Below are 15,389 nucleotides of genomic sequence, written 5' to 3'. Positions count from 1 at the left end.
CACCCGACCGGAATTCCGCTCATGAGTGGATGAGGCAGATGCGGGAGGCGGCTCCGCACGAGGTTCGAAAGTCGGCAACCACCCCGGAAGAGCTCGCCGAGGTTCAACGCAACCGGCTGCTGCAGACCGCGCACGAAGATTCGCGGTACGGCGGCAGGAGGCGAATCGAGGTCGCCCTCACGGGGGACGCGACATCCGATCATCTTGTCCCGGTCTCGACACTGGGCCCTTTCCTCACCAACCTTCAAGAGTCGATATCCGCTGTGGCACAGGCGCTCGCAGGCCGCCCGACGAATTCCGCCGCCATCCCTCGCGAGATTCGCGAGGCCACCGCGCTCAGCGCCGTAGCAACATTCCCCTCCTCCTTCGGCGTGGCAATGTACGGCCCCTCCACCGGCCCGGAGAAGAGTGGTCTGCTCGCAGCTTGGGTCGACGAATTTCGGACGATCCTCGATGAGGCGGTGGAGCGGGTTCTGAACATCGCCGATCTCTCCGAGGGTGCCGGCATGTCCGATGAACTGTTGGCTGAACAGCTCGCCCCCCTCGGGCCTCGATCGATGAAACATATCGGCGCTCTGACCGCGGGGCTCCATGGTTCCGGAGCCGGCATGCGGATCACCTGGTTCGTTCCGGGCAGAGAGGCCAGGCGTAGCAACTGGAGTGTTTCCGGAGTTCAACGGGTTCGATACCTGTGCGAGCACAGCGAATTCGCAGAAGCGGAGAGAGTAACCGTGGCGGGACTGCTCGGATCGGCCAGCGCGTTCCGCGGTAAAGTCGAGATCAGAACCGATGGAGGCGAGATCATCCAGGCAAGCACCGCCGAAGAAATAACAAACCGGCTTGACCGGCATTTCAACAAACGAGTCGAAGCCGACATCGAGACAACCAGGGTGAGGTTCTCTGGCGGCCGGGAACGGACGATCAGTCACATCATCGAACTGCGTAACGTTTAACCTCGATTCGCCAGAAGGTTTTGAACCACGCTCGCCCGATTCGATGTGACCGCTATGTCCACTGCTGCTGCGATAAGTGACCTGACGATGACACCCAGCTCCCCAGCTCACTCGCCGACGGCTGTGTAGCGTCCCCCGGCCTGCTCCTCGTCCTGCGCGTCCGACACGTCCACGACGACGCCGGGAAGCTCGGCGACCAGGCGCTCGGACAGCACCGGCGCCAGGTCGTCGAGGATGGTGTCGCCGTCGAACTCCTCGGAGCCCAGCCACAGCTCCAGCCGCTCCAGGGCGCCCAGGTCGCTGGACACGAACGCCCGGACCACCTCAGCCGGCAGCCCGCAGGACTGGATCACCAGCTCCCGCAGCCGCCCGTGCCGGACCGGTGTCAGCCACCGCTCGGTCGACCCCCGGAACCCGAGGTGTTCCAGCTCGGAGGACGTCTCCAGCAGCGGCGTCACGTCGGTCATCCGCAGCCACGAGATCTCACAAGCCTCGCTGCTGACGTCCCAGACGAACAGCCCCCGCCGATGCGGCATCAACCTGGCGTTCTCCAGCAGCAACCCGACGGGAAACAGCTCGCCTTGGACAACGCCCCAGTCACCGATGACCAGCGCACGGGGCCCGGCCGCCCCGCATCGCTCCAGCGTGGCCCGAAGCTGCTCGGCCAGCGCGCCCGGACCACTGTCCGCACCGGGCAACCGCCACGCGAAGCCGGCCGGATCACGCCCTGTGCTGTCATCCCAGTCCAGGACCGGAAGCCCTGCGAAAGACCGCAACTCCCCCCGACGATCCGCTGTGGCCCTCCCCGATCGCCGTCAGCGCCGCGACGCTAACAGCCGGTCGGCATCAGCTCCGCAGGGAGGGCGAACTCCGCCGGCCCGGCGTCACGCCGGAACACCGTGAGCTCCTCCCCCGCGAGAGACGGGTTGACCACGAATTTCCCTGAAAGCTAGGCACCTTTCGCAGTCAGGGTCTGCCTCTGTGGTGATTTCGGGCGTCCAGCGCGCCCGTATTCACCACACCCACCAGGGGTGTGGTGACTTGTGGCGTCCAGCGCGCCCGTACTCAACACGCCCCCACGGGTGTGGTGACTTGTGGCGTCCAGCGCGCCCGAAATCACCACGCCCCCACGGGTGTGGTGAATTGGGGCGTCCAGCGCGCCCGAAATCACCACGCGGATGGGCCTCGCACTCTGACCACGACACGTGTCTAGCGGGCGGTGAACGGGTGTGTCAGGCGGGAGGCGATCTTCGCCAGGCGGAAGAAGCGGACGAGCCGTTTCGGCGGGCCGTCCACGAACATCATGGTCAACCCGCGGTGTGAGGCCTCCGCCGCTTTGGCGCCGCGGGCGAACATCCTCTTCTGGTACGCCGTGACGGCCGCAACCGGGTCGTCGTGGTTCAGGAGTTCGCGGGCCAGGTCGGCCCCGTCGATGAGGGCCAGGTTGGCGCCCTCGCCGGCGAACGGGGACATCAGGTGCGCGGCGTCGCCGATCAGGGTCACGCCGGGGACGGTGTCCCAGCGCAGCCCGGCCGGCAGGGCGTGGATCAGGCGGGGCGCGCTGATCTCGTCGGCGTCCCGGATCAGCCGGGTCAGTGCGGGTGACCAGTCGGCGAGTTCGCGGAGCAGGCCGCGCCGGGCGTCGTCGATGTCGGACCAGTCGACGCCGCTGGTGGCGGCCCAGTCCTGCGGCACCCGGAAGCCGCAGCCGAGGGACAGGGTGTCGCCGCCGTGGCCTCCGATGTACCGGTGGTCGGAGAGTGCGAACAGGCTGCCCCGGCCGACGAGGGCGAGGGCTTCGGGGTGGCGGCGGGCCGCGTCGGTGAGGGTGAACTCGACCAGGGTGATGCCGGTGTAGGCGGGTTTCGCCGGGGTGACCAGGGGCCGGACCCGGGACCAGGCGCCGTCCGCCCCGATGATCAGGTCGGCGTGCACGGTGTGGCCGCCGGCGAGGTCGAGCCGGCCGGGGTGGGCGGCGACGACCTTGGCACCCCAGCGGATGGTGCCGGGGGCGAGCGCGTCGATGAGGAGTTGCCGCAGGTCGGTGCGGGCGATCTCGGGGCGGCCGTCGCCGCCGTCGGCTTCGGGCATGTCGACGAGGACGGTGGCGTTCTTGTCGAGCACCCGGGAGGCTTCGCCGCCGATGTGGATGCGGGCGCGGAATTCGTCGATCAGGCCGGCTTCGCGGAGGGCGACCTGTCCGGTGCCGGTGTGGATGTCGAGGGATCCGCCCTGTCTGCGGGCGTCGGCGGACGGGTCGGCCTCGTAGACGGTGACCGTCCGGCCGTGGCGTTGCAGGATCCGGGCGCAGATCAGGCCGCTGAGTCCGGCCCCGACGATGGCGATCGATGGTGTGGAAGTCATGCCGGGAACGGTATTCGTCACGAACACCGTTCGTCAAGGACAGCGTTCGTTTGACGAACAGTGTTCGTGACGGCTACGGTTCCGGACATGGCACCTCGTGATCCGTTCCGTGCTCCCGAGGTGGCCAGCCGCCGCAACCGGCCGGCCAAGCCGCCGTTGAGCCGCGACGCGATCGTCGAGGAGGCGCTGCGCCAGGTCACCGCGGACGACGGCGCCGCGATGAGCCTGCGCAAGGTCGCGGCCGCGCTCGACACCGGCCCCGCTTCGCTGTATGCGTACGTGCACGACCTGACCGAACTGCAGGCCCTGGTCCTCGACCGGGCGCTCGCCGACGTGACGACCGGCGAGCCCGGCATGCCGTGGCGTGAGCGGCTGGACCTGATCCTGCGCTCCTACGTGCAGACCCTCGCCGCGAGCCCGGCCCTGGCCCGGCTGGCCTTCGGCGCGACCGCGGTCGGGCCGCACGCGCTGCGCGTCAACGAGGCCGTCCTCGAGGTGCTGGCCGACGCGGGCGTCGACGAGCAGAACGCGGCCTGGTCGATCGCGTTGCTGACCACGTTCGTCACCGCGGTCGCCGCCGAACACGCCGGTGGCGACCATCCGGCCGAACCCGGTGGCCCGGTCGCCCAGGCCCTGGACCGGGTCTCCCCCGCCGAGCATCCGCGGGTGCACGCCGCCCGGACACTCATCCTCTCCGGCACCGGCGAGGAACGTTTCACCTGGTCGGCGGAGGTGCTGATCCAGGGAATCCTGGCACACGGAACGGCCGGGACACCCCCACGAGGTGCCCCGGCCGCGTCGTGACGACGAGGGTCAGCTGACCGCTACGTCGAAGATGTGCATGATGCCCTTGTCGGTGCTCTGCGGCAGGGTCACCGACGCGACCGTCTTCGCCGCGTCGAGGGCCGCCGGCTGCGAGGCGAAGATCCGGAACGTGCCGGTTCCGGCCGTACCGTTGACGTTGTTGCGGCCGGAGAGGGTGACCGCCGCGGTCTCGCCGGTGGCCGGGCCGGCCGCCCAGTCGCTCAGCGTGAGCGGCACGTCCTGGGTGCTTCCGTCGGTGTAGGTGACCACCGCGGTGCCGGTCGCCGGGCCGTTGGTCGACAGCCCGAGGAACGACAACGAGCCACCCTGAGACGAGGCAGAAACAGTGACCTTCTGGCCGTGCGGGAGCCAGTTGTCCGGCTTGCCCGGCGCGGCGTCCGGCCAGGTGAACGCGGTGCCGGGCACGGTCGCGCCGGGGGTGACGCCGGCCGCGGCCAGCGACGTGCGCGACAGCGACCAGTCGCTGAGGTCCAGCGAACCCAGGTTGCCCTGGCCGTCGGGGGTGGTGCCGGCGTTGTTGCGGGCGTCCGAGCCGTCGGTGTAGGACGGCGGGACGTCGGCGGCGCCGGTGCCCCAGGTGCCGGCGGTGGACTTCATGGTGAAGTCGAGCGTGCCGCCCTCGGTCAGGAACGTGCTGTCGATCCAGGAGGCGGTCTGCGCCTTGCCATTGACGCGCAGTCCGTCGACGTAGCGGGCGCCGGTGGACGTACCCGCTGCATTGATCTTGATTTTCCTGGACGGCGTGTTATAAGGATTAATGGTGATTTTATCGAACATCGGGCCGCTGATCATGAGGTCACCCGTGCCGTAGACAGCGGGATAAAGACCGATGTTGGCGAAGACGTACCAGGCGCTCAGCGCACCCTGATCGTCGTTGCCGGGCAGACCCGACGGGGTGGTGTCATACATCTCGGAGACGGCGCGGTAGAGCACGTCGGTGCCCTTCGCCGGCGCCCGCAGCCAGTTGTAGATCCACGGCGTACCGAAAGCCGGCTGGTTGGACAGGTAGTTGCCGGTCTGGGTGTACGCCCCGGCGTCCAGCCGCTCCATCAGCGTGTCCAGCGCCGCGGTCGACGCCGCGACGCCGCCCCGGGCCGTGATCAGCGTCGACAGGTTGTGCGGGACGAGCCAGCCGTACTGGTGACCGGTCGACTGGTTGAACTGTCCCCGCCCGGCCGAGTCCTCCCGGACCCGCAGGTCGAAGCCACGGTCGAACCCGCTGCGCGACCGCGGCATGATGTGCCTCGACACCGGGTCGAACACGTTCATCCAGTTCTGCGAGCGCCCCGCGAAGTAGTCGTAGGCCTCGGTGTCGCCCAGACGAGCGGCCAGCTGCGCGATGGCGAAGTCGTCGATCGCGTATTCGAGGACCCGGGACGTCGCGAAGTCGCCCTTGGCGTTCTCGATCAGGCCGGTCGAGAAGTACTGGTAGCCGTCCGACCGGCTGGTCTTCGTGGCCGGCAGCGTCTGGGTGGCCTTCATCGACGCGAGCGCCGCCGCCCGGTCGTAGTCGGTCGCGCCCATGTCGTCCAGCGTCGCCAGGATGACCTGGTAGTTGTCGCCCTGCATGCGGGCCGCGCCCGGCGCCCAGCTGCCCCTCTGCTGGGTCAGTGCCACGATCGAGCGGTTGATGTCGTTCGCGACCTGCGGAAACGTCAGCGCCAGCAACTGCACCTGGCTGCGGTACGCGTCCCAGCCCGACCCGGCGAAGTTGATGTTCTTGTAGAAGTGGCGGCCCTTCGCGACGGCGTGCACCTGGTCGTCGAAGCCCAGGTACTGGCCGTTCACGTCCTCGCGCACGTTCGGGTGCAGGAAGGAGTGGTAGAGCGCGGTGTAGAACTTGGTCCGCTGCTCGGTGGTCCCGCCGTCGGCGTCGACCGTGCCGAGGGCGTCCTTCCACAGCTTCCTGGCGTCGTGCTTGACGTCGTTGAAGCCGTCCGTGCCGACCTCGGTGTCCCGGTTGAGGGCGGCGTTCGCGACGCTGATGTAGCTGAAGCCGGTCTTCGCGACGACCTTGGCGCCCTGCTGGAAGGTGATCCAGGCGCCGGTGTCGTGCCGGTAGTCGACGCCGGTGTCGGTGGTGCTCTTGACCGCGTGCGCGGAGCCGGCGGTCATCTCCTCGTCGGTCCAGGTGCCGAACGACGCGAACGCGTGGTCGTAGGTCGTCGAGAAGTAGGCCTTGTACAGGTTGCCGACGTCGCAGACGTCGGTGCCGTACATCCACCCGGAGACCGTCCGCGTCGCCGGGTCGATCGTCACCTCACTGCCGAAGGTGCGGTTGTTCGGGCCGGAGACGTCCAGGATCAACGTCGAGTCCCCGCTCTTCGGGAAATCGAACCGGCTGACCGCGGTGCGGGCGGTGGCGGTCAGTTCCGCCTCGACGCCGTTGTCCAGCCTCACACCGTAGTAGCCGGGCTGCGACGCTTCGTTGGCGTGGCTGAACGGCAGGTAGTAGTTCTTGATCGTCGACGCCGGGCTGGACGGCAGCACGCCGCCGGTCAGTTCACCCGCGTACGGGATCGTCGGGAATTCGTACCCGCCGAACCGGCCGGTGCAGCCGGTCCCGGAGTGGCGGGTCATGCCGAATCCGCGGATCAGCGAGGCGGTGTACTCGTACCCGCCCTTCTGCCCGACGTTGGCGTTCCCCTCCGCCCAGGTCGTCGGGCTCGGCTGGACCATGCCGAACGGCACCGCCGCGCCGGGATACGTGTTCCCGTAGGCATCGTTGCTCTTGTTCTGCGTGGTGTCCAGCTCGGTACCGATGAACTGATTGACGGCGTCGAACGCCGAGATCTCCGAGGGCGCCGCGTACGCCGCCGTCGGGATCAGGGGCACCAGGACCGCGGCCGCCACGAGGGCTTTCCGCAGGGTGCGCCCAGATTTCCAGCCAGGCATGTGTTTCCTTCACAGGTATCGACGAGTTTCGTCGGCGCCACTGTCGTCGCCGCACCTCGTCCTAACACGACGATCACCTGACGAGAAGGAAACTTAAAGATCAACTTCCGGTGCCGAACAGCCCCAGAAGATTCCACCTGCGCTTCTTCGAGGGTACGGGCTGCTCCCCTTTCAGAAGCAGATCGAGCACTTCCCGGGCGGTCGGCCGGGCCGCCGGGTCCTTGACGAGCGACCGCTCGACCAGGGGCCGCAGCCAGTCGGGCAGACCCGCCAGATCCGGCGCCCCGCTGAGGATGCGCATCGCGATCGCCGCCGCCGACTCCGCCGCGAACGGGGTCCGGCCGGTGGCAGCGAACGTCACCACCGCACCCCAGGCGAACACGTCGGCGGGCGCGCTGACCGCCCCCACCCCGGACGGGTCGAAACGTTCCGGCGCCATGTACGTGATCGTGCCGACCATCCGGTCCGGCTTGGTGTGCCGGCTGGTCACCTCGAACGCCTGGGCGATCCCGAAGTCGATCACCTTGACGCCGGCCGCGGCGATCAGCACGTTGTCCGGCTTCAGATCACGGTGGATCACCCCGGCGCCGTGGATCGCGGTCAGCGCGGTGGCGATGCCGACCGCGGTCCGGTGCAGGGCCGCCCCGGAGAGCGGGCCCTGCTCGCGGATCAGGGCGGCCAGGCTGGGGCCGTCCACGTACTCCACGACCAGGTAGGGCGGGTCGTGGTCGGGGTCCGCGTCGATCACCTCGGCGGTGGCGAACGGCGGCACCTGCCGGGACCGGACCACCTCGCTGCGGAACCGGCCGCGGAACTCGGCCTCGTCCATGTGCTCCGGCCGGGCCACCTTGATCGCGACCTGGCGGCCGTCCGGCGACCGCCCGAGGTAGACCGAGCCCATACCCCCGTCGCCGAGACGGCCGAGAAGCTGGTAGTGGCCGAGTGTGGTCCGGTCGTCCGGCCGCAGCGGCTTGATCATTGTCGACGTCTCTCCCGCCACTGTCCTTTGGCGACGGGGAGCCTACTAGATGTTGATCTCAGTTCGCCGGGGTGTCACCGGGCCTGTCGACGATGCCGGACCGGTTGCGGACGACCAGCCGGAACACGTCGCCGGCCTTGATCCGGCGGGTGCCGTCGTCGCCCCGGCTGACGTGGTCCTTCACCGCCACCATGCGGTCGCCGATCAGGGCGTACGTCCGCGGATCGAAGAGCAGGTCCTTCTTCAGGTAGCCCTCGACGGTCCAGGTCAGCGCGATCGCCGGACGGCCGTCCAGGTTGACCGCCTTCGGGTTCTCGGTGACGCCGGGCTGCCGGGCCAGCCAGCGGAAGATCGCCGCCTCCACGTCCGGCGGCAGCACCTCCCGGGTCAGCAGCCCGTCCACGTCGATGCCGACGAGCTTGTCCGGGTCGTCGAGCCACGCCTGGAACTTCTCCGGCGTGGTCAGGGCGGCCAGGTCGCCGTACGGGACGGTGAACCAGAACTGCTCCTTCGACCGGGTGATCGAGGTGATCTTCCCGCCGTCGGTCCGGTTGGCGACGACATCACCGTCGACGCGGTTCCAGACCTCCTTGCGGACCACCTCGGTCTTGCCGTCGACCAGTGGACCGTTCGGCGACGCGTCGAGCACCGACCGGACGTTCTGCGTCGCGATCGTCTCCACGTAGGCGAACTGCTCCGGCCGCGGCGTCACCCACGGCCGCCGGGAGGCCGTCCACGCCGCGTTCTCCAGCACCTGCGCGGCGCTGGCCGGCTGGGCGAACGGCAACGCGGCCACAATCGGCCGGTCGACGCCCTCCAGGGTGACCGGGCCGGCGTTCTCCAGCGCCACCACACCGACCGTGGCGGCCGCGGCCGACACCACCGCCGCGGTGATCCGCAGGGCCCAGCGCGGCCGGCGGCGGACCGGGGCCGGACCGCTGATCCGGTCCAGCAGGGCCGCGCGGGCCCGGTCCTGAGCCGCCGCCGACGGCGCCTCGTCCGGCCCGAACGCGTCGTGCAGCACGTCGATCTCGTTCATTCCGCTTCCCCTCTCCCCAGTGCCGTCCGCATCGCCTGCCGGGCCCGGTGCAACCGCGACCGGACCGTGCCCGCCGGAACCTCCAGCGCCGCCGCCACCTCCGGCTGACTCAGCCCGGCCCACGCCACCAACAGCAGCGCGTCCCGGTCCGGTCCGGAGAGCCGGGCCAGCGCGGTGGCGAGCCGCCCCCGCTCGGTCGCCGCGTCCAGCCGCCCGGCGATCACGTCGTCGTAGCCGTCGACGGTGTCGTCCGGCACCAGCCTCGACAGCGCCCGGTAACGCCGCGACTCGGCCCGCCCCTGCCGGGCGATCAGGTTGGAGGCGATCCCGTAAAGCCAGGGGGCCGCGTCGGGGCGGGACATGTCGTAACCGGCGATCCGGCTGAACGCCACCAGGAACGTCTCCGACGCCACGTCCTCGGCCACGTCACGGCCGAGGCGCCGGGCCGCGTACGCGAAGATCCGCCCGTAGTGCCTGTCGAACAACTCCGCGAACCGTTCCGGCACCCGGTGCGCGGCGGCGATCAGTTCCGCGTCGGTGCACCTGCCGGTACCCACATCCACGTCTGTCTCCATCGGCGTTCACCGTCCTCTCGCCCCCTCTTCGCCGCAAACCCGGAAAGTGTTCGCGGCGTTTACGATCACCCGATGACTTCGGAGGACGGGACGCTGAGCGTGACCGAGCTTCACGCGTACCGTCTCCTCGTGCGCCTGGGCCGGGCCGGCGTGACCGACCTGGCCGTGCACGGAGGCATGCCGCACGGCGAAGCCGAGGTGGCGCTGGCGTCGCTGCGCGCCCGGGGCCTGGCCGGCGGGATCGGTCCGGTGCTGCATCCGCTGCCCCCGGACGTCGCTCTCGGTGACGCGCTGCTGCGGCGCCAGCAGGATCTGGAGAACGCCCGGCAGACCGTGGCCGCGCTGAGCGAGGACTACCGGGCGCACGCCCGCCGCCGCGACCCCGAGCAGCTGGTGGAGCTGGTCGTCGGGGCCGGCCCGCTGCGGCAGCGGCTGCGCGAGATGCAGGAGAACGCGCACACCGAGATCCTCTGGTTCTGCCGTGCCAACCCGCTGGCCATGGCCGGGACCGACAACGACGAGGAGGGCACGGCGCTGGCCCGTGGCGTGCGATACCGGGCGATCTACGAGCGGGAGCTGCTCGACAAGCCGGGCGAGCTGGAGAGCATCCTCGCGTCGGTGCGGGCCGGCGAACAGGCGCGGACGCTTCCCGCCCTGCCGGTGCGGCTGGCGGTCGCCGACCGGGAGCTGGCGATCTGCCCGCTGGTGCCGGACGAGGCCCGCGGCCTGGGTGAGCCGACGGCGGCGCTGATCCGGTCGAGCGAGCTGCTGGACGCGCTGGTGGCGCTCTTCGAGAGTTACTGGGAGCGGGCGACGCCACTGGGCGCGGACGGTCCCGCCACCGTCGACACGCTGCTGCTGTCGCTGGTCGTGGCCGGGATGCCGGACAAGTCGATCGCCACCCATCTGGGGGTCAGCAAGCGGACCGTGCAGCGCCGGATCGACCGGTTGATGGATCAGGCCGGGGTGGACTCGCGGACCGGCCTGTCCTTCCAGGCGGCCCGCCGGGGATGGCTCGCCTAGGGAATCCTCCATTGACACCTGTCGATTGTTGATGCGAGGGTTTCGGCACCACGATCCACTTTGTTGTGAAGGGACCCTTCATGCGCCTTCAACGGGCACTCGTCGCCCTGGCCGCCGCCGCCGTCGCCGTCCTGGGCACGACCGTTCCGGCCCAGGCCGCCACCCCCGCGGCCCTCGACGCGGTCACGCTGGCCAACACCATCGCGCTGAGCAACTGCTCGGCCTCGCTGGTCCGCTTCCCCACCTCGGTCAGCACCGACAGCGCGATGATGCTCACCAACGGGCACTGCTACGAGGGCGGCTTCATCGACGACGGCGTCGTCATCCAGAACCGGGCCAGCACCCGCTCCGGCACCCTGCTGAACAGCGCCGGCAACGCGCTGGGCACGGTCCGTGCCAACCGTGTGCTGTACGCGACGATGACCGGCACCGACGTCACCCTCTACCGGCTGAACACCACGTTCGCCGCGCTGTCCAGCTCGTACGGCGCCACCCCGCTGACCATCTCCGCCGCGCACCCGGCCGCCGGCACGTCGATCGCCATTCCGTCCGGCTACTGGCGCGAGATCTGGAACTGCTCGATCGACGGTTTCGTCACCGCCCTCCGCGAGGACGAGTGGACCTGGACGGACTCGATCCGCTACGACGCGGACTGCGACACCATCGGCGGCACCTCCGGATCCCCGATCGTCAGCGAGGCCACCGGCCAGCTGATCGGCATCAACAACACCGGCAACGAGGACGGCGACACCTGCACCCTGAACAACCCGTGCGAGGTCGACGCGTCCGGCAACGTCACGGTCCTGAAGGGCCGCAGCTACGGCCAGGAGACGTACTGGTTCACCACGTGCGTCAGCTCCACCCGCACCATCGACCTGACGATCTCCGGCTGCCTGCTCACCAAGCCGTAAACCCGTCATCGGGTACGCCCGCGCGGCCGGATCCGGTCGCGCGGGCGCTCGTTTCAGCGGGTCAGCAGTACAGGTTGTCACCGGCCGGGACGCCGAGGACGGCGGTGAAGCGCAGGTACGCGTCGACCCGCATCTGCACCGTCTCCGGGTTGCCGCCGTTGCACTCCTGCACGCCGTTGATGGTCCGGATGGTCTCGCCGAAGCCGGCGCCGGTGACCATCGTGTCGTGGCCGGTCATGCTGCCCGCGCCGGACGAGGTCATCCAGAACCAGAGGCCGGTCATCCAGGACACCGCGGAGTCGGTCTGCACCAGCCACGGGTTGTTCAGCAGGTCGACGCCGAGCGCGTCACCGGCCGCCTTGTAGTTGTAGTTCCAGGACAGCTGGATCGGGCCGCGCCCGTAGTACGAGTCGTTCCCGGCCGGGCACCCGTAGGGCTGTCCCCAGTCGCAGTAGTTCGGGTAGTTGGCGGTGTTCAGCTCGACGATGTACTGCAGGGCGCCGGTCTCGTGGTTCACGTTCGCCAGGAACGCCGCCGCTTCCTGCCGGCGGGTCGTGTCACTGCCGGTGTTGGTGAAGCCGGGGTACGCGCTCATCGCCGTGACCAGTCCGCTGTAGCTGTAGAAGCTGTTCCGGTTCGGGAACATCTGGTTGAACTGCTCCTCGGTGACCACGAAGCCGCCCGGAGTGTCACCGCCGGTGGCCGGGGCGTTCCACTTCTGGTTGGCGCCGCCCGAACACTCCCAGATCTGCAGCTTGGCGCCGTCGGCGAGGTTGTTGCCGGTGATGTCGAGGCACTTGTTCGCGGCGAGGTTGACCAGGTCGTGACTGGTGGAGTTATACGCCCACTTCTGGGTGGCAACGGTGTCGTAGCAGTCCCACAGGTGCACCACGGCGCCGTTGGCGGTGTTGTTCTCCGCCAGGTCGAGACACTTGCCGCGCCCCTGCACCTGGCCGCTGTCGGTCAGGGTCCAGCTCTGGTTGGCGTTGCCGGTGCTGCAGGACCACATCTGCGGCTGGTTGCCGTTGGCGGTGCTGCCGTCGGTGACGTCCAGACACTTGCCGTTCGCGAAACTGGTGATGGTGCCGCTGCTCGCGGCCGCCGACGCGGCCTGGCCGGTGAGCGCGGTCAGGCCGGCGGTCGCGGCCATGACCAGGACCAGGATTCCTTGAAGTCGCATGCGGAACAGTGGAATAGGCGGCTGTCGACATCGTGTTGACGACTCGTCGACGTCGCCCATCAATCGTTCGTCGACAATTCGTCGTCCTCGGATCGGTGTACTGGGGACATGTCCATCTCCCACCCGCGCCATCCTCTGCGCCGGTCCCGCCTGCTCGCGGCCGGAGTCATCGCCCTGGTCGTGGCCGGTCTCGCCGTCACCGGTGCGACCCAGGCCCTGGCCGCCGCCAGCGGCACCATCGTCAGCTCGGCGAACGGCAAGTGCCTCGACGTGACCGAGGGCGGCACCGCCAACGGCAACCAGCCACAGATGTGGTCGTGCACCACCGGCAACACCAACCAGGTCTGGACGCTGGCCGACAACGGCCAGGTGAAAGGCCTCGGTAAATGCCTCGACCTGGCGGAGAACAACACCGCCGACGCCGCGGTGGTGCACCTGTGGGACTGCTACGACAGCGTCGCCACCCAGCGCTGGGCGTACAACGCCGACACGCACGACCTGGTGAGCCTCGCCGCGAACAAGTGTCTCGACATCAAGGACGGCAACCTCGCCGACGGGGCGAAACTGCAGATCTGGGAGTGCTCCGGCGGCGCCAACCAGAAGTGGACCTTCACCGGTGGCTCGACGACACCGACCACACCGCCGAGCAGCGTGCCGGACAACCCGAACAACCCGGACCTCGGCCCGAACGTGACCGTCTTCGACCCGTCGATGCCCGCGGCGACGATCCAGAACAAGCTGAACACGGTGTTCGACGCCCAGGTCGACAACCAGTTCGGTGACGCCCGGTACGCGCTGCTGTTCAAGCCGGGCAGCTACGACGCGGACGTCAACGTCGGCTTCTTCACCCAGGTCGCCGGCCTCGGCCTCACCCCCGACCAGGTCGACATCAACGGCCACGTGCACGTCGAGGCCGACTGGTGGCCGGACGGCTCGCAGAACGCCACCCAGAACTTCTGGCGGTCCGCGGAGGGCCTGTCCGTCACCCCGCCCGACGGGCAGGACCGGTGGGCCGTGTCGCAGGCCGCCCCGTACCGCCGGATGCACGTCCGCGGCAACCTGGCACTGTCCGACGGCGGCTGGTCCTCCGGCGGTTTCATCGCCGACTCCCAGGTCGACGGCCAGATCCAGGCCGGCTCGCAGCAGCAGTTCCTCACCCGCAACTCGTCGATGACCAGCTGGAGCGGCACGAACTGGAACCACGTCTTCGTGGGCAGCCCGGGCGCCCCGGCCCAGCAGTTCGACGACAACGCCCGCTACACCACGGTCGGCACGACGCCGCTGGTCGCCGAGAAGCCCTACCTGTACGTCGACGGCGACGGCGCCTACCAGGTGTTCGTCCCGGCGCTGCGCACCGGCACGTCCGGCGTCAGCTGGGCGAACGGCACCCCGGCCGGCACCTCCCTGCCGATCAGCACGTTCTACGTGGTGAAGCCGGGCGACACCGCGGCGACCATCAACGCCGCCCTGGCCGCCGGGAAGAACCTGCTGGTCACCCCGGGCGTCTACCACCTCGACCGGACCCTGAACGTGACCCGCGCCGACACCGTGATCCTCGGCCTGGGCCTGGCCACGTTCATGCCCGACGGCGGCGTCGACGCCATGCACATCGCCGACGTCGACGGCGTCAAGCTCGCCGGGGTACTCTTCGACGCCGGCACCACCACCTCGAACACCCTGCTGCAGGTGGGCCCGGCCGGTTCGGCGGCCGACCACGCCGCCGACCCCACCGTGCTGTCCGACGTGTTCGTCCGGGTCGGCGGCTCGGTCGCCGGACGGGCCACGGTCAGCGTGCAGGTCAACAGCGACGACGTGATCGGCGACCACGCCTGGATCTGGCGCGCCGACCACGGCAACGACCAGACCGTCGGCTGGGACGTGAACACCGCCCGCAACGGTCTGATCGTCGAGGGCGACGACGTCACCTTCTACGGCCTGTTCGTCGAGCACTACCAGGAATACCAGACGATCTGGAACGGCAACCGCGGCCGGACCTACTTCTACCAGAACGAGATGCCGTACGACCCGTACCACCAGGGCGTCTACATGAACGGCACGACGCAGGGCTGGGCGGCGTACAAGGTCGGCGCCGCGGTCACCAGCCACGAGGCGTGGGGCCTGGGCAGCTACTGCTTCTTCAGCACCGACCCGTCGGTGGTCAACGCCCGGGCCTTCGAAACCCCGGTGACCAGCGGCGTCAGGTTCCACGACATGATCACCGTCTCGCTCGGCGGTGTCGGCACGATCGCCCACGTCATCAACGACACCGGCGACGCGGCCCGCAGCGGCCACACCGAATCACCGCTGGTGAGTTTCCCGTAGTCCGACGAGGTCACGCGGGGGTCCGCCGCCCATCCGGGCGGCCGGCCCCCGCGGCCGTCCACTCGCCGAGGAACGCGCCCCGCAGGCCGCCGCTCGCCCTCCGGACCGCGGCGTCGATGCCGGCCACGTGCGGCGCCGGGTCGGCGACCGGCTCACGGCCGAGGCCGGTGATGAAGGCGGCGGCGACACCCAGGACGATGCCGGACGGGAACAGGTCTCTCCGCCATCGGCGATGTCGATGCGGCTCGTCGCGAGACGAAGGAGGCGGCGCCCGGTGAAACCGGGACGCGGGGATCGACGGGGACCACTAAACTGGGCTCCTC

General features: G+C 69.5%; 12 protein-coding genes. 5 read left to right on the top strand and 7 right to left on the bottom strand.

The window, feature by feature from the left end:
- The first annotated feature begins 29 nt into the window (after positions 1-29).
- Positions 30-953, top strand: coding sequence for a hypothetical protein (locus tag QSK32_RS28355; RefSeq protein ID WP_211275553.1), 924 nt, complete (start codon positions 30-32; stop codon positions 951-953).
- Positions 954-1,060: 107 nt separating this feature from the next.
- Here the strand turns inward: QSK32_RS28355 and QSK32_RS28350 are convergent, their stop codons facing one another.
- Positions 1,061-1,729 (bottom strand): hypothetical protein, encoded by a 669-nt coding sequence (locus QSK32_RS28350; RefSeq protein ID WP_083449509.1) that lies wholly within the window; start codon positions 1,727-1,729, stop codon positions 1,061-1,063.
- Positions 1,730-2,162: 433 nt separating this feature from the next.
- Entirely contained in the window at positions 2,163-3,317 is a 1,155-nt protein-coding gene (locus tag QSK32_RS28345; protein ID WP_285473640.1) for an FAD-dependent oxidoreductase, read from the bottom strand.
- Between the two features lie 87 nt (positions 3,318-3,404).
- Between QSK32_RS28345 and QSK32_RS28340 the strand changes: the two genes are divergently transcribed.
- On the top strand, positions 3,405-4,121 hold the full coding sequence (locus QSK32_RS28340; RefSeq protein WP_045746581.1) for a TetR/AcrR family transcriptional regulator: 717 nt from the start codon (positions 3,405-3,407) through the stop codon (positions 4,119-4,121).
- Positions 4,122-4,130: 9 nt separating this feature from the next.
- On the opposite strand, the gene QSK32_RS28335 is transcribed toward QSK32_RS28340, so the two are convergent.
- From QSK32_RS28335 to QSK32_RS28320, 4 genes are all read right to left on the bottom strand, one after another.
- On the bottom strand, positions 4,131-7,037 hold the full coding sequence (locus tag QSK32_RS28335; RefSeq protein ID WP_285473639.1) for a GH92 family glycosyl hydrolase: 2,907 nt from the start codon (positions 7,035-7,037) through the stop codon (positions 4,131-4,133).
- Positions 7,038-7,137: 100 nt separating this feature from the next.
- Positions 7,138-8,016 (bottom strand): serine/threonine-protein kinase, encoded by an 879-nt coding sequence (locus QSK32_RS28330; protein WP_353050994.1) that lies wholly within the window; start codon positions 8,014-8,016, stop codon positions 7,138-7,140.
- A 58-nt stretch (positions 8,017-8,074) separates the two neighbouring features.
- Positions 8,075-9,055 carry a CU044_5270 family protein gene (locus QSK32_RS28325; protein WP_285473638.1) on the bottom strand — a complete coding sequence of 327 codons (981 nt, stop codon included), beginning with the start codon at positions 9,053-9,055 and terminating at the stop codon, positions 8,075-8,077.
- Positions 9,052-9,618: an RNA polymerase sigma factor gene (locus tag QSK32_RS28320; RefSeq protein WP_245674230.1), complete on the bottom strand. Its 567-nt coding sequence runs from the start codon at positions 9,616-9,618 to the stop codon at positions 9,052-9,054. Before QSK32_RS28320 ends, QSK32_RS28325 begins: the two co-directional genes overlap by 4 nt.
- 84 nt (positions 9,619-9,702) lie before the next feature.
- Between QSK32_RS28320 and QSK32_RS28315 the strand changes: the two genes are divergently transcribed.
- Complete coding sequence (locus QSK32_RS28315) at positions 9,703-10,653, top strand: helix-turn-helix domain-containing protein (protein ID WP_285473637.1); 951 nt, start codon at positions 9,703-9,705, stop codon at positions 10,651-10,653.
- Between the two features lie 80 nt (positions 10,654-10,733).
- A complete protein-coding gene (locus QSK32_RS28310) occupies positions 10,734-11,564 on the top strand; it encodes a S1 family peptidase (RefSeq protein WP_045746576.1) in 831 nt (276 codons plus the stop codon).
- 61 nt (positions 11,565-11,625) lie between these two features.
- Here the strand turns inward: QSK32_RS28310 and QSK32_RS28305 are convergent, their stop codons facing one another.
- Entirely contained in the window at positions 11,626-12,744 is a 1,119-nt protein-coding gene (locus QSK32_RS28305; RefSeq protein ID WP_285473636.1) for a glycoside hydrolase family 19 protein, read from the bottom strand.
- Between the two features lie 108 nt (positions 12,745-12,852).
- Between QSK32_RS28305 and QSK32_RS28300 the strand changes: the two genes are divergently transcribed.
- On the top strand, positions 12,853-15,066 hold the full coding sequence (locus tag QSK32_RS28300) for an RICIN domain-containing protein (RefSeq protein ID WP_285473635.1): 2,214 nt from the start codon (positions 12,853-12,855) through the stop codon (positions 15,064-15,066).
- The last annotated feature ends 323 nt before the right edge of the window (positions 15,067-15,389 follow it).

It is taken from the genome of Actinoplanes sp. NBRC 101535, assembly GCF_030269225.1.
GTDB lineage: Bacteria > Actinomycetota > Actinomycetes > Mycobacteriales > Micromonosporaceae > Actinoplanes > Actinoplanes rectilineatus.
This window is presented reverse-complemented; position numbering and strand designations above follow the sequence as displayed.

What these genes read in the sequence shown, in the direction of transcription:
- QSK32_RS28355 (WP_211275553.1), top strand. Translation starts at nt 30, where the DNA reads ATGAGGCAGATGCGGGAGGCGGCTCCGCACGAGGTTCGAAAGTCGGCA.
- QSK32_RS28345 (WP_285473640.1), bottom strand. Translation starts at nt 3,317, where the DNA reads ATGACTTCCACACCATCGATCGCCATCGTCGGGGCCGGACTCAGCGGC.
- QSK32_RS28340 (WP_045746581.1), top strand. Translation starts at nt 3,405, where the DNA reads ATGGCACCTCGTGATCCGTTCCGTGCTCCCGAGGTGGCCAGCCGCCGC.
- QSK32_RS28335 (WP_285473639.1), bottom strand. Translation starts at nt 7,037, where the DNA reads ATGCCTGGCTGGAAATCTGGGCGCACCCTGCGGAAAGCCCTCGTGGCG.
- QSK32_RS28330 (WP_353050994.1), bottom strand. Translation starts at nt 8,016, where the DNA reads ATGATCAAGCCGCTGCGGCCGGACGACCGGACCACACTCGGCCACTAC.
- QSK32_RS28325 (WP_285473638.1), bottom strand. Translation starts at nt 9,055, where the DNA reads ATGAACGAGATCGACGTGCTGCACGACGCGTTCGGGCCGGACGAGGCG.
- QSK32_RS28315 (WP_285473637.1), top strand. Translation starts at nt 9,703, where the DNA reads ATGACTTCGGAGGACGGGACGCTGAGCGTGACCGAGCTTCACGCGTAC.
- QSK32_RS28310 (WP_045746576.1), top strand. Translation starts at nt 10,734, where the DNA reads ATGCGCCTTCAACGGGCACTCGTCGCCCTGGCCGCCGCCGCCGTCGCC.
- QSK32_RS28305 (WP_285473636.1), bottom strand. Translation starts at nt 12,744, where the DNA reads ATGCGACTTCAAGGAATCCTGGTCCTGGTCATGGCCGCGACCGCCGGC.
- QSK32_RS28300 (WP_285473635.1), top strand. Translation starts at nt 12,853, where the DNA reads ATGTCCATCTCCCACCCGCGCCATCCTCTGCGCCGGTCCCGCCTGCTC.